This window comes from Parendozoicomonas sp. 209JJ7-1, assembly GCF_058147085.1.
The window spans coordinates 297556-319332 of sequence record NZ_JBYVJU010000003.1; the positions used below are offsets into that span (position 1 = coordinate 297556).

Annotated in this window: 17 protein-coding genes; 5 read left to right on the forward strand and 12 right to left on the reverse strand. The window is 53.7% G+C overall.

Annotated elements, in window-relative coordinates; all coding sequences use genetic code 11:
• Nucleotides 1-260 precede the first annotated feature (260 nt).
• The gene (locus ACY2RQ_RS04815; protein ID WP_490111816.1) at nt 261-2102 is read left to right on the forward strand and encodes a hypothetical protein; all 1842 of its coding nucleotides are present in this window, start codon (nt 261-263) and stop codon (nt 2100-2102) included.
• Nucleotides 2103-2201: 99 nt separating this feature from the next.
• Nucleotides 2202-2612 carry a pyridoxamine 5'-phosphate oxidase family protein gene (locus ACY2RQ_RS04820; RefSeq protein WP_490111817.1) on the forward strand — a complete coding sequence of 137 codons (411 nt, stop codon included), beginning with the start codon at nt 2202-2204 and terminating at the stop codon, nt 2610-2612.
• Nucleotides 2613-2663: 51 nt separating this feature from the next.
• Here the strand turns inward: ACY2RQ_RS04820 and rhlB are convergent, their stop codons facing one another.
• From rhlB to nrdA, 8 genes are all read right to left on the reverse strand, one after another.
• Entirely contained in the window at nt 2664-3848 is a 1185-nt protein-coding gene (gene rhlB, locus ACY2RQ_RS04825; RefSeq protein ID WP_490111867.1) for an ATP-dependent RNA helicase RhlB, read from the reverse strand.
• A 453-nt stretch (nt 3849-4301) separates the two neighbouring features.
• A complete protein-coding gene (locus tag ACY2RQ_RS04830; RefSeq protein WP_490111818.1) occupies nt 4302-4565 on the reverse strand; it encodes a hypothetical protein in 264 nt (87 codons plus the stop codon).
• Nucleotides 4566-4698: 133 nt separating this feature from the next.
• On the reverse strand, nt 4699-5160 hold the full coding sequence (gene pyrI, locus ACY2RQ_RS04835; RefSeq protein WP_490111819.1) for an aspartate carbamoyltransferase regulatory subunit: 462 nt from the start codon (nt 5158-5160) through the stop codon (nt 4699-4701).
• Nucleotides 5161-5171: 11 nt separating this feature from the next.
• A complete protein-coding gene (gene pyrB, locus ACY2RQ_RS04840; protein WP_490111820.1) occupies nt 5172-6095 on the reverse strand; it encodes an aspartate carbamoyltransferase in 924 nt (307 codons plus the stop codon).
• Nucleotides 6096-6102: 7 nt separating this feature from the next.
• Nucleotides 6103-6465 (reverse strand): hypothetical protein, encoded by a 363-nt coding sequence (locus tag ACY2RQ_RS04845; RefSeq protein ID WP_490111821.1) that lies wholly within the window; start codon nt 6463-6465, stop codon nt 6103-6105.
• Nucleotides 6466-6503: 38 nt separating this feature from the next.
• The gene (yfaE, locus tag ACY2RQ_RS04850; RefSeq protein WP_490111822.1) at nt 6504-6794 is read right to left on the reverse strand and encodes a class I ribonucleotide reductase maintenance protein YfaE; all 291 of its coding nucleotides are present in this window, start codon (nt 6792-6794) and stop codon (nt 6504-6506) included.
• Nucleotides 6795-6970: 176 nt separating this feature from the next.
• Nucleotides 6971-8101, reverse strand: coding sequence for a class Ia ribonucleoside-diphosphate reductase subunit beta (gene nrdB / locus ACY2RQ_RS04855; RefSeq protein WP_490111823.1), 1131 nt, complete (start codon nt 8099-8101; stop codon nt 6971-6973).
• 93 nt (nt 8102-8194) lie between these two features.
• The gene (gene nrdA, locus ACY2RQ_RS04860) at nt 8195-10471 is read right to left on the reverse strand and encodes a class 1a ribonucleoside-diphosphate reductase subunit alpha (protein ID WP_490111824.1); all 2277 of its coding nucleotides are present in this window, start codon (nt 10469-10471) and stop codon (nt 8195-8197) included.
• 742 nt (nt 10472-11213) lie between these two features.
• On the opposite strand from nrdA, the gene ACY2RQ_RS04865 reads away from it, so the two are divergent.
• Nucleotides 11214-11945 (forward strand): winged helix-turn-helix domain-containing protein, encoded by a 732-nt coding sequence (locus tag ACY2RQ_RS04865; protein ID WP_490111825.1) that lies wholly within the window; start codon nt 11214-11216, stop codon nt 11943-11945.
• A 46-nt stretch (nt 11946-11991) separates the two neighbouring features.
• Nucleotides 11992-13587, forward strand: a complete 1596-nt coding sequence (locus tag ACY2RQ_RS04870; RefSeq protein ID WP_490111826.1) for an ATP-binding protein — start codon at nt 11992-11994, stop codon at nt 13585-13587.
• Here ACY2RQ_RS04870 and glpD read toward each other — a convergent pair.
• A complete protein-coding gene (gene glpD / locus ACY2RQ_RS04875) occupies nt 13584-15074 on the reverse strand; it encodes a glycerol-3-phosphate dehydrogenase (protein WP_490111827.1) in 1491 nt (496 codons plus the stop codon). The two genes, ACY2RQ_RS04870 and glpD, sit on opposite strands and share 4 nt — an antisense overlap.
• A 217-nt stretch (nt 15075-15291) precedes the next feature.
• On the opposite strand from glpD, the gene ACY2RQ_RS04880 reads away from it, so the two are divergent.
• Nucleotides 15292-16119 carry a M48 family metallopeptidase gene (locus tag ACY2RQ_RS04880; RefSeq protein ID WP_490111828.1) on the forward strand — a complete coding sequence of 276 codons (828 nt, stop codon included), beginning with the start codon at nt 15292-15294 and terminating at the stop codon, nt 16117-16119.
• Between the two features lie 60 nt (nt 16120-16179).
• Here the strand turns inward: ACY2RQ_RS04880 and ACY2RQ_RS04885 are convergent, their stop codons facing one another.
• The 3 genes from ACY2RQ_RS04885 to ACY2RQ_RS04895 all read right to left on the reverse strand — a co-directional run bounded on the left by ACY2RQ_RS04885 (nt 16180) and on the right by ACY2RQ_RS04895 (nt 21729).
• The gene (locus ACY2RQ_RS04885) at nt 16180-17214 is read right to left on the reverse strand and encodes an ABC transporter ATP-binding protein (RefSeq protein ID WP_490111829.1); all 1035 of its coding nucleotides are present in this window, start codon (nt 17212-17214) and stop codon (nt 16180-16182) included.
• 17 nt (nt 17215-17231) lie between these two features.
• Entirely contained in the window at nt 17232-18407 is a 1176-nt protein-coding gene (locus ACY2RQ_RS04890; RefSeq protein ID WP_490111830.1) for an aspartate aminotransferase family protein, read from the reverse strand.
• 133 nt (nt 18408-18540) lie between these two features.
• Nucleotides 18541-21729 carry a hypothetical protein gene (locus ACY2RQ_RS04895; protein ID WP_490111831.1) on the reverse strand — a complete coding sequence of 1063 codons (3189 nt, stop codon included), beginning with the start codon at nt 21727-21729 and terminating at the stop codon, nt 18541-18543.
• Nucleotides 21730-21777 lie beyond the last annotated feature (48 nt).

The following is a 21777-nucleotide window of genomic DNA, read 5'->3' on the forward strand; positions in this document are numbered from 1 at the left end:
TTCCGCTGGTCATGATGCTGTAAAGATGATTTTTATGAAGTGAAGTTCATGGCATCTCGCTTATTGATGTTGTTTAAGCCTGAGGTTCGGCCAGGTTCAGGGCATGCCAGAGCAAGGCCCAGAGAGATTTATCTGTTACCCGGAAGTACAACATGAGTGCCAATTTTTTCAGACAGGCTATATTTGCCGGGCGATGAAGGTAGCCAAGGATTGGGCGGGAGTAGAAATAAGACAGAAACAGAATCAGGAATCATACGTTTGTGAACGGTCGGTTATTATTACTGGGGCTGATAGCCTGGCTCTCCTGGATCCCGGTGCATGGGGTGGCGGATACCGTGCCGGGAATTCTGTCGGGGGAGGTGGGTGCCTTTGCTGCGGCCCGGGAGCGGGTATCTCGCTGGTATGCGGTAAATGACAGCGGCACCTATGTGGTTTCCGGTCATCGGGTCTTTCTGCTGGAAAATACCCAGATGCCCGCCGAGCTGGTCGGGCGTATCACCGATCTTCTGGTAGGCGCGGGCTGGAAAGCCGGTTACCTGCTGCTCCATGAACTGTTACATACCACTCTTTATCCGTACCTTTCCCCACCTCTGCAGCGGATACTTGGGGGCGTTTCCCAGGGTTGGCTGGCGTTAACCCTGTACCGTTCCCTGGCCCAGACTGTTTCTCCTTTGCTGAAACTGGCAGAAAATTATCGGCAGGCCTGGCAAGGCCACAGGCTGAAAGGTTTTGTCCCTATTCCCGTAAATGACGCGGAACTCTCTTTCAAGATTTTTGTTCAGGCCTATTTTCCCGAGCAGTCTTCGGAGCCGGTGGCTGTTGAGATTGATCGCGTTCCCTCTATGCCTTTTTTACCTTCCCTGGTTCGGCAGCATTCTCATCTGAATCCCTGGAATCGGCTGGTGGATGAGATGCAGGCGATGGATATTCAGAAAATCCGCCTGTCAGGCAACGCGGAAGGTAATCTGGAACTGCGTTACCGGGATGGCAGTAATCAGTGGCGGGAGCAGGTGATAACCGCCACCCTGGACAGTGAGTACCAGCCCATTCCCTGGCTGATGGATATGATTCGTCAGAAAACGCCCCGGGAAGATATTCGTCTTTATGCCAGCCTGTTGTCCCAGAGCGTTCTGGATCTGGTTGGCCGTATGCTGGCCTGTCGCAAACTCTACCCTGAAGTGCCCGGCGACAATCCGGCTGTCTGCCAGGGGGGAAAGCTGACCGCTGTTGATAATGGTCTGCTTTACCAGCCGGATGAACCCGTGGTGCCGGTGCTGGTATGGGATGAGCGAAATTATGACAAAGGACGGGTGTTGCCCCTGAGTGGCTGTAACTTCCAGAACCACCCATTGTGCTGGGAGAACTATCTGGTACTGGGGGACAGTTCCAGGAGTTACCCCTGGCCATCCATGACACTTTATTCCCGCTTCTCCAATTACCGGGAACGCATTAACTGGGTGCTGCTGGAACAGGAACCCCAGATATGGGCCACCGGCAGTTTTTACCAGATACGGGTGCCGGAGTTGTTGACCAGGGCGGCCCTGGGTATTTTCTCCACTGTTGGCCAGGTAGCGGTGAACCGGGCGGTGGTCTCCCTGCACCACAGCTGGTGGAAGAACGGTATATTCAGGGAGAAGAAAGCTCTGCCCCAGGCTGTGCCTGCCCAGAATGAACTGGATCACCATGAACATGGTGACTGTTCGGCCTGCGGCATGGGTAAGTGCCAGTTTTCCCACTGTATCTGTGGCGGTTGTTACGAGCCTGAGTCCATGGTGAATCTGGGATGCTCCGCTGATGGCGCTGCCCCCCACCTGGTGTGTAACGACTGCCTGTACGAGCTTCTGAAGAGAGGAAAACAGAAGCCCTGTTCCGCCTGTGACCAGTACCACTGGCAGCGGATTAATATTGATTACTACATGCTTGACCCGGAAGAAGCTCAGAAGGAGAACCCGTCTATACCGACCTGTCCGACCTGTCGTAAGCCTATTGATTACCGCAATGGCAACATCCGCAAATTCCTGGGGGATGGTTGTGGCACCCTGGGAGGCTGGCTGAAGTGGTTATTCCGCGATGACCTGCCGGATAAACCGACACAACGGTAAAAAGAGCGGTTGTCAGAAGTATTCCTTCTACCCTGAACAGGTATCATGAAATGTGGTGCTTGTTTCTGTATGGGTTTTGGATGGACGGCAGGTTTTTGAATGACTACCAGACTTTCTCCCGGTGAACTCCTGGAAAATAATTCCTATTGTGTATTGTCGACGGCCACAGAGGATGGCGCACCCTGGTCCACGCCTTTATTTTATGCCTATGACCCACAGTGGCGGCTGTACTGGATATCGGGGGAGCGCAGCTACCATTCCAGTCTTCTGAGCAGGAACAGTCAGGCGAGTGTTGTCGTTTGTGAGCCTCCGGCTGTCGCGGGCGAGGCTGCGGCCCTGTACCTGGAAAGAACCGGGTTGGGTGTTTCCGGAAAGAGAGAAGATTATGAAGGGGACAGCCCCTGTCGTATGTACAGGCTTACGCCGAAACAGGCGTTCACCCTGTGTGATGCTGAGTGGGAAGATCATTTGCTGATGGACAAGCGGATTGAGATTGAGATTCCGGGCTGACCAATAAAACGGGCAGTTGCAACTGCCCGTATCTGTATTTCTTGAAACGGTTTAGAACAGCTCGTCCGGTGGTGCTGTGCAGGAGAGGCGTTCTCCCAACAGTTCTTCCAGAGTGGGAATCAGGAAACCGTCGTCTTCGCAGGCAAAGCTGATGGAGGTGCCGGTGGTACCGGCCCGGCCAGTTCTTCCGATACGATGGACATAATCTTCCGGGTCTTCCGGCAGGTTGTAGTTCACAACATGGGATATACCATCAATATGGATACCCCGTCCGGCGACATCGGTTGCGACCAAAATCTGCAGGCGCCCTTCCCGGAAGTCTTCCAGGGTTTTGATTCGCTTTTTCTGTGGCACATCCCCGGATAGCATGTCGGCTTTCAGGCGATCTTTGCGCAGCTTTTCTGTCAGGCGACGGGTCTGGTCCCGGCGGTTGGTGAACACTATGACCCGTTCCAGCTTCTGACGGGTAATAAGATTGTAGAGAATCTTGTATTTTTCATTGGTGCTGACGGTCCACACCTGCTGATCAACAGTATCTGTGGCCACGCTGTCCGGTTCTATTTCAACCTTGAGCGGGTGCCAGGTCCACTGTTCCCCCAGGCGCAGAACATCGTCACTGAAGGTGGCGGAGAATAGCAATGTCTGTCGGTCCCCGGGGCGGGGGGTTGAACGGACAATCCGGCGTACCTGGGGAATAAAGCCCATATCCAGCATCCGGTCGGCTTCATCGATCACCAGAGTTTCTGTCAGATCAAGGTAAAGATCCCGGCGCTCGCAGTAGTCCAGCAGACGACCGGGGGTGGCCACCAGGATGTCCACATAATTCTTTTGCAGTTGCAGGCGCTGTTTTTCGTAATCCATACCTCCCACAACCATCACCGCGTGCAGATCGGTGTATTTGATCAGGGTTTCGGCATCTTTATGGATCTGCATAGCCAGCTCACGGGTAGGAGCAATGACAACAACCCGGGGTTCTCCCAGGAAGCGTTCATCCGGTGGTGGAGTTTCCATCAGTTGCTTGATAGCGGCAATGAGGAAGGCGGCGGTTTTGCCGGTGCCGGTCTGGGCCTTGCCGATAGCGTCGCGGCCCTGGAGAGTAGCTTCCAGCACTTCAGCCTGGATGGGAGTGCAGTATTTAAAGTCCAGGTCGGCGATGGCGTGCATCAGCGGATCAGGCAGGTTGAAATCGTGGAAGCGGGATTTGCCTGGCTCTTCCGGTACCTGAAACTGGCTGATATCCCAGTTGGCTGCCGGCGCTTTTTTCTGGTGAGGCTGGTGGTGCCGGCGTTGCTGGTTGCGCTGAGGGCGTTTGCCCTTGACGCTCTGTGGGGAGCCTTTACCTTCTCCCTGCTTGTTTGGTTGATTGCCGGGAGCCTGGTTCTGACCAGCGGACAGTTCGTTTTTCCTGCGCCCTGTGGGCCGGCCTTTTTTGCCTGAACGGCTGAATATATTCAGAAAACCACTCAAAGTCTGGTTGTTTCCGTCGCTGTAGAGATGTGGCAGCCCCTGGATATTCCAGGCATCAGCGATATAAAGCCTGTGGGCTGGCAATTAAAGTCTTCTGATGCATTATCGGAAACCCGGAAGATAAGGGCAACTGTTGTTGGAAAGGCGGGTGTTGTCAGGGCTGTGGATATTACGGTCATAACAAGGGTGTCAGCGGGCTTCAAAAGGTCGAAGCCCGTATGATCAGATGGAGTCACCGGTGCTCTGGTTATTGCGGGTGTTCATGGCCGCGTAACTGGAATGGAAACGGCGGATCACCCGGCCCATAGTGGACAGCTCCCGCATACGATCCCGCCGCGTACGGCGTTTCCCCAGGCGACGCCGTGTATAGGGTGTGACAACAACAAACATAGGCCCGAAGAAAGTTTTTTCTTCCTCGAAATGCGCCATGGCTGTATTAAGGTTAAACCCTGCTGGCGGCATGGCGGGGATGCGTATATTGCTCATACTGCCTCCTGTCCGTTGTGACGCTGCTGTTAGTCTGATAAAACGGGATTTCTCAGTGAGTTAGAGTGGGGAAAGGGGCAGAAGTTCCCGGGAGAGAGGCTCCCGGGAAGGGGATGATTTTGAGGTCGGTGGATTAGATATCGGCCACAATATCCTTGCTGAAACTCTTTTCGCAGTATTTGCACTTCATCTGGACATCATCATGGCGTTCTTTCAAGGTGAAGGAGTTCTGTACCGGCTCGTTATGGGTAATGCAGTTGGAATTGGGGCACTCGAATGCACCTTCCAGGCGCTCCGGGACGCTCATCTTGAATTTGCCCCGGACTGTGTAGTCCTCAATAACATTGATAGTGGCCTGGGGGGCGAACAGACCCAGTTCGCTGGCTTCTGTTTCGTTAAACAGGCGGTTTTCCACCTTGATAATATCTTTCAGGCCGAACTCTTTGCTGGGCAGGTTAAAGCCCACGGTGATACGCAGGTCTGAACCCAGTAGCTGCAGCTGACGCAGGATCTTTACGCCCTGGCCGGCGGGGATGTGGTCGATCACGGTACCGGTGTTGATCGCCTCAACCTGAAGTTTCTTCTTCTCAACCATTGTCAGCCTCCTTAAATGCTTTCGTTCAGAACCAGTGCCAGCAATGCTTCCCGGGCGTAAACGCCGTTTTCCGCCTGCTGGAAGTAATAGGCGTGGGGGGTCTTGTCCACATCAACGGTGATTTCGTCCACCCGGGGCAGGGGGTGCAGTACCCGGAGGTTGGGCCTGGCTTCTTTCAGGTGGTCTGCGGTCAGGATGTAGCGAGAAGCGATATGTTTGTACTCTGTTTCGTCAAAGCGCTCTTTCTGGACCCTGGTCATGTAAATGATGTCGGCTTCCATGGTCATTTCGGTAAAATCGTCGGCCTGCTTGAACTTGATGCCGGCCTCTTCAAATTCTGCCAGCAGGTAGTCCGGCATAGACAGGGCCTCCGGGGCCAGGAAGGTAAATTCTGTACCGAAGTTACACAGGGCCTGGGCCAGGGAATGGACAGTACGGCCGTATTTCAGGTCACCGCAGAAGGCAACTTTAAGACCATCAAGAGAGCCTTGGGATTCATAGATGCTGAACAGATCCAGCAGGGTCTGGGTCGGGTGCTGGTTGGAGCCGTCGCCGCCATTTATTACCGGCACGGTGGAGAACTCGGAGGCAAGACGGGCCGCGCCTTCCTGGGGGTGGCGCATAACCAATGCATCGGTGTAAGAGGAGATGACCTGCACTGAGTCTGCCAGAGTTTCGCCTTTTTTCGCCAGGGAAGTGTTGCCACCATCGGCAAAACCGATAAACGTGCCGCCCAGGCGTTGTACGGCGGTTTCAAACGAGAGGCGGGTGCGAGTGGATGCCTCAAAAAAACAACTGGCTACCACTTTGCCTTTCAGGAGATCGGGACGGGGATTACGCTTCAGGCTCTCGGCGGTGGAAACGATCAGCTCCAGTTCTTCCCGAGTGAGATCGGTGATGGAGACAATGTGCTTTTGATAAAGCGGATTAGCCATACTGGTATTACCTGTCCTTGAGGCTGATGAGCCTTGTGGGTATTAGCGTTTGGGTCAGGTGCCGGCGGGCACCGTGGCCTTTATTGCAGGCCAGGGCTTGGGCTGGCTGTTTGCGCGCAAAAAAAAACCCCTGAATAAGGGGTTTTTTAGAAAAACAAACGACATCCGGCAGGTGGAGCAGGTTACAGAAGCAGGTGATCTGTGTCTTCATGCGTTGACCTCCGAATGCTGTATGAAAATCGCTTTTGCTGTTCGCCTGAAGGTCAGGTATTGACCCTGATTCTCCAGACAAATTGCGCGGCATTATACGGCGGGTTTTTGTCTGGTCAAGCGAATTTACTCTCAGCTTATGATGGACAGCAAAAGACATCAATAGTGCCGCTGTGGGACAAAATAAAAACTGTGCTGTCAGGCTGAAGCTTTACGCTGCAGGGCCTCTAGAGGCTGGGGCAGGGCCAGGGTGACATCGGAGCGGGCCTTGCAGCAGCAGGGCAGTATATGGCCTTCCTGAACAAACGCCAGGGGCTGTTCCTGGTACTCAATATTGCCGTCAATCAGTTTGACCTGGCAACTGCCGCAGTAGCCTTGGCGGCACTGGTATTCCATGGCGATATCCTGCCCTTCCAGGGCCTCCAGCAGAGTTTCCCCCGGCCGGGGTAGAAAGCTGTATCCATCCTGGATTTTTACGATATGTGCCATAGGGGTTCCTGTTGAATACAAACTGTACCGGTCCCGCGCCAGAGTGAGTGATGGTATTTCCGCTCCAGTGATATGTCCCTATATCAAGTCGCTAACAGGCCATCCTGGCCTTTGAAATACCATCACTCACTCGGGCTTAATCCGTTATGGTGCCAACATCTACTGCTTTTCTATTTCTACAGTGAGAAATCGTTAAAGTCATCCGTATCGACATCACTGTCCACCTGGCCTACCAGATAGGAGCTGACTTCCACTTCCTGGGGGGCTACCTGAACATGGTCACTGTTCAGCCAGCTGTTCATCCAGGGCAGGGGGTTCTGCTTGATGGTGAACGGGGAATCAAAACCCACCGCGGTCATACGCTGTCTGGTGATATATTCCACATATTGTCCGAGAATTTCCTTATTCAGGCCGATCATGGAGCCGTCCCGGAACAGGTAGGCGGCCCACTCTTTTTCCTGCTCGGCGGCATCCAGGAAAATCTGGCGGGCTTCGTCGTGCAGTTCGGCAGCGATTTCGGCCATCTCCTGGTCGTCTTTGCCATTCGCCATAAGTTGCAGGATGTGCTGGGTGCCGGTGAGGTGAAGGGCTTCATCCCGGGCAATCAGTTTGATGATCTTGGCATTGCCTTCCATGGTGGCACGTTCGGCAAATGCGAAGCTACAGGCAAAGCTGACATAGAAGCGGATAGCTTCCAGTACGTTGACCGAGACCATGGTCAGATAGAGTTTCTTTTTCAGTTCCCGAAGAGATACGGTGACTGTCTCGCCGTTTATCGTATGTTCCCCTTCACCGAGGATGTTGTATCGCTCTATGCCTTCGATCAGGGAGTCATAGTGATGGGTGATGGCTGTGGCACGGCTGACAATGGCTTCGTTGGTGACGATATCATCAAACACTTCCGCAGGTTCGGTTACCACGTTGCGCATGATATGGGTATAGGAGCGGGAGTGAATGGTCTCGCTGAAGGACCAGGTTTCAATCCAGGTTTCCAGCTCAGGCAGGGAGACTACCGGCAGCAGCGCCATATTGGGTGATCGCCCCTGTACTGAGTCCAGTAATGTCTGGTATTTCAGGTTACTGAGAAAGATATGCTTCTCATGTTCGGGCAGGCTGGCAAAGTCACTGCGGTCGTTGGATAGATCGACTTCTTCAGGGCGCCAGAAAAACGACAGTTGTTTTTCAATGAGTTGTTCAAAGATGGCGTATTTCTGCACATCGTAACGGGCCACGTTGACGTTTTGCCCGAAAAACATGGGCTCGAGGGTGGCGTCAAAGTTGTTCTGGTTGAAAGTTGTGTAGGCCATGGGTCTCTTTATGACAGTTCAAAGCGAATGTTGTTCAGCAGTGCTATTGAAAAACAGCTTCGGGTGCGGCCGGGGCCGCAGACCTGACCGCAGTCAGATCTTGCAGGCACCACCGGCGCAGTCATCATCTTCCTGTTCTACATGCTCTGCATCGCTCGCACCATCCCGGGTGTTGTGATAGTAGAGCGTTTTTACCCCCAGCTTGTAAGCTGTCAGCAGGTCTTTGAGAATATTCTTCACCGGCACTTTGCCGCCTTCAAACCGGGAGGGATCGTAGTTGGTGTTGGCGGAGGCGGTCTGGTCGATAAATTTCTGCATAATGGCGACTAACTGAAGGTAACCGGTATTGTCGGGAATATCCCAGAGCAACTCGTAGTGAAAACGAAGGTTTTCATACTCCGGCACCACTTGCTTGAGAATTCCATCCTTGCTCGCCTTTACACTGATATACCCCCGTGGTGGTTCAATACCATTGGTGGCGTTGGAAATTTGCGAAGAGGTTTCCGACGGCATCAGAGCGGTCAGGGTGGAGTTGCGCAACCCATGGGTTTTGATCTCTTCCCGCAGGTTTTTCCAGTTTAATTGCAGAGGCGTATTGCAGATGTCGTCCAGTTCCTTCTTGTAGGTGTCGATGGGCAGAAGGCCCTGGCTGTACAGGGTTTCGTTGAACTTCGGGCAGGCTCCCTGTTCCCGGGCCAGCCTGTTGGAAGCTTTCAGCAGGTAGTACTGGATAGCTTCAAAGGTCTTGTGGGTCAGGGCGTTACCGGAACCGTCGGAGTAACGGGCACCGTTCTTGGCCAGGTAATAGGCGTAGTTGATCACACCCACACCCAGGGGGCGGCGGCCCATGGTAGCGGTACGGGCCGCTGGCACCGGGTAGTCCTGGTAATCCAGCAGACTGTCCAGGGCGCGGACGATCAGGTCTGAGAGTTCTTCCAGCTCATCCAGGCTGTCGATAGCACCAAGGTTAAAGGCAGCCAGGGTACACAGGGCGATTTCTGCCTCTTCATCATGGATTGCCTGCAGGGGCTTGGTGGGCAGGGCGATTTCCAGGCACAGGTTGCTCTGACGAATGGGAGCCACTTTGGCATCAAAGGGTGTGTGGGTATTGCAGTGGTCAACATTCTGCAGATAAATCCGGCCCGTGCTGGCCCTCTCCTGGGCAAACAGAGTGAACAGTTCCACAGCCTTCAGGGTTTTTTTGCGTACGCTGTCGTCTTTTTCATATTGGACGTACAGTTCTTCAAACTTGTTCTGGTCTTCAAAAAAAGCATCGTATAGGCCGGGAACATCGCTGGGGGAGAACAGGGTAATGTTGCCGCCTTCTATAAGACGCTGGTACATCAGTTTGTTCATCTGAACGCCGTAGTCTATATGACGTACCCTGTTTTCCTCGACCCCGCGGTTGTTCTTGAGTACCAGCAGGTTTTCCACTTCGTAGTGCCAAAGGGGGTAGAACAGTGTGGCCGCACCGCCACGTACACCGCCCTGGGAGCAGGATTTTACCGCGGTCTGGAAGTACTTGTAGAACGGAATACAGCCGGTATGGAAGGCTTCTCCGCCACGAATGGGGCTACCCACGGCCCGCAGGCGGCCGGCGTTAATACCGATACCGGCCCGCTGGCTGACATACTTGACGATAGCGCTGGCGGTGGCATTAATGGAATCCAGTGAGTCATCACACTCAATCAGTACACAGGAGCTGAACTGGCGTGTGGGTGTACGTACGCCGGACATAATCGGCGTGGGCAGTGATAACCGAAAGTTGGACACGGCATCGTAAAAACGACGGATGTAATCCAGACGGGTGTCTTTGCTGTAACCGGAGAACAGGCTGGCACCGATCAGTACGTACAGGAACTGGGGACTTTCAAAATACTCACCGGTGACCCGGTTCTGCACCAGATACTTGCCTTCCAGCTGTTTGACTGCCGCGTAGCTGAAATTCATGTCCCGGCTGTGGTCAATAAAACTGTCAATGGTTTCCAGTTCTTCCCGGGAGTAATCAGTCAGCAGGGCAGCATCGTATTTCTTGTTTTCTACCAGGTTGACGATATGCTCGTACAGAACCGGTGGCTCAAACTGGCCGTAGGCTTTTTTGCGCAGGTGAAAAATGGCCAGGCGGGCCGCCAGATACTGGTAGTCCGGCGCTTCCCGGGAGATCAGGTCCGCTGCGGACTTGATCAGGGTTTCATGGATTTCCGTGGTGGGAATGCCGTTGTAAAACTGGATGTGGGCGCGAAGCTCAACCTGGGAAACGGAGACGTTATCAAGGCCGTCAGCTGCCCAGGTGATTACCTTGTGGATTTTCTCAAGGTCGATGGCTTCCTGCTGTCCGTCCCTTTTCGTGACCCGAAGATGTTCGTTCATGCCCTGCGGTTACCTGTATGCACTATATATGGTGGTGGTAGCTGCCGGAGATGGCAGTGTTGTTTCATTTTTAATCGTTATAAACAGCAGCAACATTCATTCCGGTATTGTATTTGTCCCGATTTCAGGCACAAAAAGACTGTTGCCAGTGTCTGACAAGCAGCACGACAGGACAGGGTTCTTCTGTGTCTTTGTGATGGGACAACCGGTTATCTGTGCATCCCGACCAGGGCTGGATGCCTGATCGAAACGTATTTCCCTGCCTGATAGCCGGTAAACTGGGTCCGGAAGTGTTTCTTTCGGAAACACTAAATGTTGTGTTGTACTTCTCTCTCTACACACAAGATAATGCGGTGCTGGCCCCATTGCAAGTCAACCGCTGACGTCTATAGGAGGAGAATAGCTGGTGAAAAAACATCATGTGAGTGTTTACTTTGTTCTCGCCTGCCAGCCCTGCGAGTTCCTTTGGAGGAAGGAGGCTGGTTGAAGTGGCAGTTACTCCTCTTATAGAATTTTGTAATGAGGATGGATTTATTTATAGAAACTGTATTTTGTATTTGCCGGTGGCTCAGGCACTATATATCGCGGTGCCGGTCGCAAGGCATCAGGCGGGGATGACGGGGAAAATAATCCGGAATTATTTTCCCCGACCGGAGTCAAAGGGACGTTAGTTACAGGCTGCAACGACTGTGTGAAAGTCTGTGCGAATATCCTTGACAAAGGTAGAATCCGGTTACACATCATGATGCAAGCAGAAGCCCTATCCGTGGAACAGACAGACTCCGGCCATATTCTTATCGTTGAAGATGACAAGCGCCTGGCCAGCCTTACCCGAGAGTATCTTGAGAACAATGGTCTTACCGTGAGCGTGGAGCAGGACGGTGGTAAAGCTGTTGACCGCATACTGGAAGAGAATCCCGATCTGGTGGTGCTGGATTTAATGCTGCCCGGTGAGGATGGTGTCTCCATCTGCCGTCGGGTACGCACGGATTTCCATAATCCCATTTTGATGCTGACCGCCCGTACCGATGACCTGGACGAAGTTCTGGGCCTGGAAATGGGCGCTGATGATTATGTCGCCAAGCCAGTGCGCCCCCGTGTGCTGCTAGCCCGTATCCGGGCCCTTTTGCGCCGTAGCGCACCGCTGTCGGAAGAGAGCGGTGACAAAGGCCGCCTGGAATTCGGCAGCCTGGTGGTAGATGCTGCCATGCGGGAAGCCTGGCTGGAGGGTACCAATATTGAACTGACCAGCGCAGAGTTCGATCTGCTCTGGCTGCTGTGTTCTAATGCCGGGCGAGTTCTCAGCCGCGAAGAGATTTTCGAGAAGCTGAGGGGTATTGAATATGACGGTCAGGATCGTTCCATTGATGTCCGGGTGTCCCGTATCCGTCCCAAGATTGGTGATGATCCCATGCATCCCCGCATGATTAAAACGGTGCGCTCCAAAGGTTATCTGTTCGTGCGTCCGGTGTAACACCGGGCATTAATGCTGCGGCTGAAGGCCGGCGAGAGAGGCATTTTTGAGCAGTATCTTTCTGCGTATTTATGGGGGACTGCTGTTTACCCTGGTGTTGGTCGCTGTGCTGTGCGGGCTTGCGCTGACCATTATCAACGGGGTACGGCTGCAGGATTTCCGGGAATCCACCGCCCGGGGTACGTTTCGGGTGATGGCTCTGCGCCTTGAAGCGTTACCCGATAACCAGTGGGCCACGTATATCCAGCAGTGGGAAAACCAGTTGGGTATCAGCCTGAGTGTGGTGCCGGAAACCAGTGGCGGGCTTGGCCGGCAGACCCTGGAACAGCTGGCCTCCGGTCGAGTACTGGTGCGGGATGGTGACAGCAACCGTTTTGAAATCTTTTCGGCCATTAACCCGCACAATCTGCTGCGGGGCAGCATTGATGATTTAAATGAGCAACTGGCTACGGGAACTGGTTCCCTGGTGCGTGACTGGCTGCAGACCGTCAATCCGGCCCGGCGTCAGCTGGTACTGGAAGACAGGGGACGGGAGCTGTTTGGTTACCCTGTTACCCTGCTGTCCGGTGTTCCAGCTCAATTTTCCCAACGTCAGCATGAACTGCTCAAAAGCGGTCAGTCCCTGGTGAAGTTCAACCAGACCGGCCGGAATCTCACCCTTTACAGCCGTTTGCCGGATACCGGACAGGTGCTTCGCCTGGGGCCGGTAGCTATGCTGGATCCTTACCCTTTCCGGTTACTGGCCACTATCGGTTTGTTTGTTCTTGCCTCCATCAGTATTGCCATTTATGTGCTGGTGCGGGGGCTGGAGCGGCGGCTCAGTAAGCTGGAACGTGCGGCCAAGCGTCTGGCCCGTGGTGACCTGGATGCCCGGGTAAAAGTCCATGGTGGGGATTCGGTGGGCCAGCTGGCCGCTGCGTTTAATAATATGGCCAGCCATATTCAGCGTCTGCTCAGTATACAGAAAGAGATGATTCGCGGTGTTTCCCATGAATTGCGCACACCTGTGGCCCGTATTCGGTTTGGCCTGGAAATGGTAGAAGATGCGGGAAGCAGTGAAGAACGCAGCGGTTATATCTCCGGTATTGATGGTGACATTGAAGAGCTGGATCACCTGATTGATGAGATTCTGACCTACGCTCGCCTTGAAGAAGGTGTGCCGGATATTCGCTTCCAGCGTCTGGATGTGGATGCCATTGTAGCCCGGGTTGTGGAGGAGCATGGCCGGCAAAAAAGCAATGTGCTGGTAGAGCATGTTCCCTGCAGTCTTCTGGAAGCCCGTCGTCGTATAGATGTGGAAGAGCGTTATATCCACCGGGCTATTCAGAACCTGGTGAGTAATGCCTGTCGTTATGCCAATACCAAAGTGCAGGTGCGTTTCGGTATCGGTCACGACAATTGCCGTGTGGATGTGGAAGACGACGGTCCCGGTATACCTGAAGATCAGCGTGAGCGGGTATTTACTGCATTTGCCCGATTGGACGACAGCCGCACACGATCTTCAGGGGGGTATGGTCTGGGTTTGTCCATTGTTCGGCGTATTATGCACTGGCACAATGGAAAGGCTCAGGCTGGAAAGAGTGAAACCCTTGGAGGGGCCCGATTCAGCCTTATCTGGCCCCGTCGCCAGCGGGGACGCTAAGAGCTGTGATGGGTCTTCAGGTAGAGAGTCAGCCTATGGTTAGCCTCATCTGACTGGTCCAGACCTGTTTTTGTTCGTCGCCAGAGAATATCTTCCGGAGTTCTGGCCCACTCCTGTTCCACCAGATAATCCACTTCGGCGGCGTACAGGCCGTTGTCGAAGTGCTCTCCCATATCCTGCAGAGAAGAATGCTCCTTTAGAAACTGGAAGCACTGATCCCCGTAACAATGAGCATAACGGGTGGCCAGATCCCAGGGTATCCAGGGGTGGTCTTCTGTCAGTTGTCTAGCCAGGGTTTCCGGTGAAGAGATATGCCCGCCGGGCAAAGGTGTCAGTCCTGTCCATGGGGATTTCATATTCGGGAACCAGTATTGCAGGTGGGCCAGTGCGGACTCTGCCAGCTTGCGGTAGGTTGTCAGTTTGCCACCGAACACATTGAGCAGGGGAAATGTTTCTTTATGCTCGGATACTGTCAATGTGTAATCCCGGGTAATGGCGGACGGGTTGCTGGACTCGTCATTACACAGGGGGCGGACGCCGGCAAACTGGTAAACAATATCATTGAGACTGGTCCGCTGATTAAAGTGTCGGTTGGTGATATCCAGCAGATAATCCACTTCAGTAGAGCTTGGCGTTACCACAGCCGGGTCCCCATGGTATTCCACATCAGTAGTGCCAATCATGGACCAGCGTTCCTGCCAGGGAATTACAAAGACAATGCGTTTATCCGTATTCTGCAGAATGTAAGCTTCTTCTCCGGTATAAAGGGCGGGTACCACAATATGGCTGCCCTTGATCATACGTATGCCGTAATCTGGCCGACTCTGCAGGCGTTTTTCGATAAAGTTGGCCACCCAGGGACCTGAAGCATTGACCAGAGCTTTAGCGGTGATTTGTCGACTGGTGTGGGTGTTCTGGTCGCAGAGGGTAATATTCCAGCCTTCTGCCTTCCGGTGAGCTGATTCGCAGCGGGTGCGGGGCAGAATCTCCGCTCCCAGTTCCCGGGCTGAGAGGGCATTGGCGATCACCAGTCGTGCGTCATCGGTCCAGCAGTCGGAGTATTCAAAAGCTTTGGTAAAAATTGGCTGCAGGGGTGAGTTCCCGTTCAGCCGCAGACTTTTGCTGGCAGGCAGGGTTTCCCGATGGGCCAAGGCATCATAAAGAAACAGTCCTGCCCGAATCATCCAGGCTGGGCGTAGATGGGGGGCATGAGGCAGACGAAAGCGCAGGGGTTTGACCAGGTGCGGGGCAATAGAGAGCAGTACTTCCCGCTCTTTCAGGGCTTCCCGTACCAGGCGGAATTCATAGTGCTCCAGGTAGCGCAGGCCGCCGTGAATCAGTTTGCTGCTGGCGGAGGAGGTGGCTGACGCCAGGTCAGACTGTTCGCACAGAAGTATCTTCAGCCCCCGGCCGGCGGCGTCCCGGGCAATGCCGGTACCATTGATACCGCCCCCGATAATAACAAGATCGTAATTCTGTGACTGCATGCCTACCTGGTTGCACTTCTGGCTGTTCTGGAATAAAAGTACCGCTAATGTGTGGATATGATTGTAGCAACGGTGTTGCAAAATGATGATGTTGCTGTTTTTTGACCATATTTTTACCATTCTGTTCCAAATGCGGGGGTGTGAACAGCCTCTGATGTTCTGACACACTTATAAAAACGTTTTCAAAAATAATTCAGGAATATCTGTGGGAGTGGTTATGGGCAGGCGAAGCCGGCGTTGGCTGGCAAGTGTTTTTTTTATTCTGGTTCTTGCCGGGTGCCAGACAGTGAATACAACCCGTGGCGGCAATGTGGGCGTTGCCCGGGAGCAGTGGATGTTTGCCCTGCTGCCGGAGCAGCAGGTGGATGAAATGTCCCGGCAGTCCTACCAGCAGATTCAGGAGAAAGCCCGCAAGCAGAAACGGCTTCTTACCCAGGGAGATACTCTTAAGCGTTTGCAGACCGTGGCCAATCGGCTGACGGCGCAGGTGGGAGTTTTTCGCCGGGATGCCAGCAATTGGCCCTGGCAGGTGGTTTTGATTGAAGACAAGGCCCTGAATGCCAGCTGCCTGCCCGGTGGACGCATTGTATTTTACACAGGAATAGTGGATCGCTTGCAGCTGACCGATGATGAAATTGCCGCGGTTATGGGTCATGAGATTGCCCACGCATTACGGGAGCATGGCCGGGAGGCTATGTCGGAGGCGTATATGATGCAGCTCGGGAGCAGCTTGGCCGGTTCTGTACTGGGAGCCAGCAGGCAGACCATGGATCTGGCCAATACCGTTGTGCACTATGCCATGACCCTGCCTAACAGCCGGGAAAAGGAAGCCGAAGCGGATATTATCGGCCTGGAGCTGATGGCCCGGGCGGGTTACAACCCCGATGCGGCGATTACCCTTTGGGAGAAAATGTCAGTCCAGGGTGGAAAACGTCCGGCAGAATTTATGAGTACCCACCCGGCCACCAGTACCCGTATCAGTGGACTGAGACATTATTTGCCCAAGGTGCAGCCGTTATACCGACAGGCCCGGAAACACAGTTAAACCTCTACCTGATTTTCTATGGCCGGTCTATGGCCGGCTCTTTTGCCATTCCTGGCTCTGCTAATAATCGGGGAAAACGCGGACGGGCTGGGCAGTGGCCTGGATGCCCACCAGAGTGTCAACCTGTGGCGTGAGGGCTGTGTCAGGCACTTCCATCAAAACCTCTTCGAGAGAGGAAAGCTGGAGGCGCAGCAGGGTGCGCTGTCCTCGAAAATATGTCTGTATAACCTTGCCCTGGACAGGGGATGAAGGGTTATGGGTCACCTGGTCAGGCCGCACCAGAACTATCTGTTCGGACATTGTCTGTGGACTTGCGGGAGAGAATATCCCGGCGGCTGTCTCCAGTAGCCCCTGCTGATCTGTTCTGGCTTTCAGCAGGCATCCTTCCCCAATAAATTGTGCGACAAATGGGGTAGCAGGATTACGGTAAAGTTCCCTGGGTTCCGACCACTGGGCAAGTTTGCCCTGGTTCATCAAGCCAATGGTGTCAGCAAAAGCAAAGGCTTCATCTTGGTCGTGAGTTACCAGAAGGGCACTGATTCCGGCCTGCTGCAATAGTTCCCGTACTTCATGGTTCAGGCTCTGGCGCAGGCTGGTGTCCAGGTTGGAAAAGGGTTCATCCAGCAGAAGCAGTCGGGGTTCCGGGGCCAGAGCCCGGGCCAGGGCTACACGCTGTTGCTGTCCCCCGGACAGCTCCTGGGGCATACGTTCTGCCAGTGTCGTCAGTCCGGTCAGGTCCAGCATATCTGCGACCCGTTTCCTGTTTTTGGTACGAAGGCCAAAGGCAATGTTGTCCGCCACGCTCAGGTGGGGAAACAAGGCATAATCCTGAAACACCATGCCCAGCTGGCGGCGTTCCGGAGGCAGGCTGTCTCCGGGCTGGGACAGCTGGGTGCCGGCCAGAGCAATGGTGCCCTGGGCCAGGGATTCAAAACCGGCAATAGCCCGCAAAATTGTGGTTTTTCCACAACCGCTGGGGCCAAGCAGGCAGATGTGTTCTCCGGAGTGAATCTGAAAAGAGACGTCTTCAACAACAGTCTCATCGCCGTAGGCGCAGGAGATATGACGGACGTCAAGAAGTGGCGGATTTCCCATAGGACTCAGTTTTAAAATCAGCTTTGGTTCAGGAAATCGCGCACCAGAGGTACCAAACGCCTGGCAACATCGGCCGCTTCTTCCCGAGTGATAATGAGGGGTGGTAATAGTCGGATGGTATTGCCAGCGGTCACATTAATCAATAGACCGGCGTCCAGGGCCTGCTGTACCAGCTCTCCACAGGGGCGGTTCAGCTCCACAGCGAGAAGCAGCCCTGTGCCACGAATGCTGATGACACCAGTAAGGTCTTTCAGACCTTCGTTAAACAGGTCCAGCAGGTATTGCCCGGTGGCGACTGTGTTGTCCAGCAGCTTGTCCTGTTCAATGGTGTCCAGAACCGCAAGAGCTGTGGCACAGCACAGGGGGTTCCCGCCAAAGGTTGTACCGTGGGAGCCGGGTACCAGCGCAGAAGCCGCTTCACCCCGGGCCAGGCAGGCACCGATAGGTACACCGTTCCCCAGTCCCTTGGCGGTAGTGACTACATCCGGATGTATATCTTCCCCCTGAAAGGCGTACCAGTGGCCGGTACGCCCCACGCCTGTCTGGATTTCATCCAGCATCAGCAGCCAGTTATTGGTGTCGCAGATTTCTCTCAGGGCTTTCAGGTAGCCATGATCGGGTATACGGATGCCGCCTTCCCCCTGAACCGGCTCGACCAGTACGGCGACAATATCACTATTGCCTGAAAGGTTTTTGACTGCATCAGTGTCGTTAAACGGCACCCGATGAAAACCTTCCACAAGAGGGCCAAAGCCGATTTTAGCTGCAGCATTAGCGGTTGCAGTCAGGGTGGCGAGGGTGCGGCCATGGAAAGACCCTTCCATCACGATTATGCCTGGATTGGTGATATTGCGCTGGTGGGCCACCCGGCGGGCAATTTTGATGGCACACTCATTGGCTTCCGCGCCTGAATTGCAGAAAAAAGCTTTTTCCATGCCTGTAAGGCTGGTCAGTCGTTCCGACAGGCGGGTCTGGGTATCAATGTTATACACATTGGAGGTATGAAGAAGTTTCCTGCTCTGTTCGGTGATGGCCCGGGTGATATTCGGGTGTGCATGTCCGAGACCGCAGACCGCGATACCTGACAGGGCATCCAGATAACGTCGTCCGCGGCTGTCTTCCAGCCATACGCCTTTTCCATGGGAGAAAGAAACGGGCAAACGGTTATAGGTCGTCATCAGGTTATCGCTCATTATCCTGCTCTGATCTTTGTTGTATGGATAGCGGGTGTTGTACGGTTGTTGTTAAGGCCGCACACAAGGCATATTAGCGATGGTAACCAATACTTGGCAACAGGGAAGGGGGCCACAGACCGGTTCGGATTATTTATCCGCGGGTCTGGGCCTGTATCAGGGCTTCTGTACGGGATTTTGGCCAGCTCCAGATATCAAGAACATTCAGTTCTTCTCCCAAGGTGAAAGTGGATATCTCACCATTACACCTGATCCGGTAAAAGGCGTTACCGGGAAGCCTGGTTTCGATCAGGCCGGGGCTGACATCTTTGCTACTGACACTGGTCCAGCGGCGGTTATTCCAGTACTGCACCTGGCATGTGGCACTTGTGAGCAGAGCTTTGTCAGAGTTGGTAAAGATATCGCTCAGAGTCAGGTGAACGGGGTGGTGGCGTTCCTTTGCCGGGTTGAGCGCGATTACGGAACCGTCAGCCATAATCATGGCCAACCACTTATCCATGGTATTGTCGACACACCAGCCATCAACGGCTTTATGGGCATAGCCAATGATAGCGGGTACGCCGTAAAGAGCCGGTTCTTCGCCGCTGAAATCGATTGCGCGCCACCGTGAACCGTTAAGAGTCGCACAGGTATAGACACCGTAACGCTGCTGTTCCATGGGGTAGGGAATGATTGGCCGATACTGGTTGGTGACATCAATCACGGGAGCCTGACCATGAATTTCCCGGTAGCGTTTGTGGGCAGGCGTTGTGTTTTTGGTTTCCAGGAAGCTGTAACGCATAACCTTGACTGGAATCTGTTCCAGCTGGTTCTGGCTGTGGGCCATAAGCAACAGCCCCTGGTCGTTCAGCTCGGCCATCCATTCCTGGCCACTGACAGGGTCGAAGTCGAGACTGGCGGGCAGGCCGTCACGACGCAGACGGACAGCTTGCTGCCAGGCTTCATCCGAGGTGATGTGTTCAGCGTTTATGCGCAGGCGAATCTCTTCTTTCAATCGCTTCGGATGACCGGATACCGGAGCCAGAATGTTGTGCAGGAATACATCAGGAATATGGCGGGCGTTGCACAGGTGGCGGCCACACCAGTGGTCAGATGCATTCCTCACCCATTGGGCCAGGGTGTGGGCACCCCAGAAAGGCAGCAGATCATCCGGCGTGCCCCGTACAAGTTGTTCAAGGGCTTCAAGGTGGAATGGTGGCGCAGTGTTCCCAAGATTTTTGGAGGCTTTGCGAATAAGAATCTCCCGGGGGCCGGGCAGTTTGGTCCAGTTCAGGTAAATATCCGCGAGATTTTTCAGCAGAATGGCTGATACCGCTAATTGAACTGGCATCTGCCAGGCATGGGATTTAAGCCAGTTAAAGGCCTGCTCGGCCGGATGTACGTCCTGGTAGAGTGCAGCGCCACCTTCGATATTGACGTTGCTGGCACCGGATGTGACGGCCGCAATATCTCCGCTACCGCCGTAACTGGGGTCTCCACTTCTGCCAGCACCTCCTCCGCCACCACCTTCGGGTGCGGGTCTTGTCTGCCTGGCCCGTCTTCCAATATTCCGGGCCGCCGCTTCCTGTTCTTTCTGCTTTAGCAGTTCAGCCATGGAGGCAAAGTGCTTGTTATCTTGGTTCTTTATTTTTACACCCAGGGGTTGACCACTGGTGATAGCCCGCTCTGCTAAGGGAGACGTTGCGGGAGCTATCTCTTTGATCAGCTCCCGGTCCTTTTCCTGCTGTATTGCCACCTCTTTATTGACCTGGGCCGTGATTTGTTTGGGTTGTGCATCAGAAGCAGCTGTGACTTTTAAGCTGGCCGGGTACCTGGTTTCCTGTTCAGGGGTGACATCTATACCCCGTGAGGGAATAAATCGGGTTGTCTCGCTGACGGAATTGATGGGACGGGCAAAATCATTCACCGGTATGGACAGCCTGATATTGCTGGTTTGCATGGTTTCATTGGCAGCAATATCTAATGGCCTGCTCAGCATTTTTTCTATGTTTCTGGGGGAGTCGGGGGAATCTTTCAGTAGTTGTTTTTTTAACAACTGGCGCAGGGATGCGGTTTTCAGACTGTGGGTATAGACGCGGGTTGCCAGCTTGCACTTTGAGCCGGTGCTTTCAGTTACATGCTCCAATACATGAAGACTGCTGCTTTTGTACAGAAGCGGGGATGTTGACAGCATCATCAGTTGTTGAATACTGAAGGCTATGCCTTCCTCAAGTTCTTTTTTGAGATTGTACTTTTCAGGCAGGGGGAGCCCTGCAAGCCGGTGATAGACCTTTCCCTGTGATTCTGTTTCCAGTTCAAGAACCAGATCAAGGGTGTGTGTCTGTTGTTCTGGTACGGATGTCAGAAAGTCTTTCAGTGTGGAGGGGGGATGCTGGGAGGTAATATCCGGTTGCGTGGGGTGTTGTTCCTCTGCCATATCAGCCTTATTGAGCTGGCGAGGTGGCCATGTGGCAGAAAAGGCCAGGGTATTCTGTTTGGATACAAAGCTTGAGTGGTTCACAATCCCATTAACAGGGATAAGCAACCGGGAGAGCTGGTAGCTGTAACCATTGCTGGCACCGGTGACCAGAGCGAGTTTGTCTCTTTGTTGTTCCGGGAGCTTGAGAATGGGTTGGATAACTTCTTGGGGAATATGGAAAACATTTGCTTTTCTTAGTATTTTGCCTGTCAGCTTGACCACCGTTGGATTCTTTTCTGTCATGTCAATCAATCCCAGGAACTCCCGGTTTTTGGGTGGCGTCAGGGATAGGGATGACAGGAGCAGGTAGGGTGTTTGGGGGGATGTAACAACGCCAGGAAGTTCTTCCAGGGGCGTACCAACGGGGGCAAGAAACTGCATAACTTTATTTTTGCTGTCGGTTAGCGCATAAAGCCAGGAAGAGCCATGAGGACATTGGGATTCTATTTCTTTCAGGATGTTGCGGGGTACGGGGAGCCTGGAATTCCGAGTCTGGTAGCCAAACTCTTTTTGCCCAACCTGTATGCTACCGATGACCGGCACAATTATACCGGTAACTGGATCCAGCACCGCCAGTTTGCGGAACAGCTTTTCCTGAGAGGGGCTGGGTATTTCATCGGTGTAATGAAGTTGTTTCTGCCACTGTTTGAGAAACCCTGCGGCACGATAATGGTCGGAGTATTGCTCCCGGTAATTTTCTTGAACGTTGGCCCCTTGGTGGCTGGATGGCCAGCTGGACTCCACTGTGTCTTCGGCTAAAGCGCCTGTAAGATTCAGGCAGGCAAAGACCGCCAGCCAGAGACGGAAGGCAAAGGGGCATACACGTGCAATAAGGTTTTGGCGTTGTTGTTTGTAAATACTCATGCTCTACCGACTGGTCCCCCCGACAGAGTCTGCTTATAAGATCCTGAG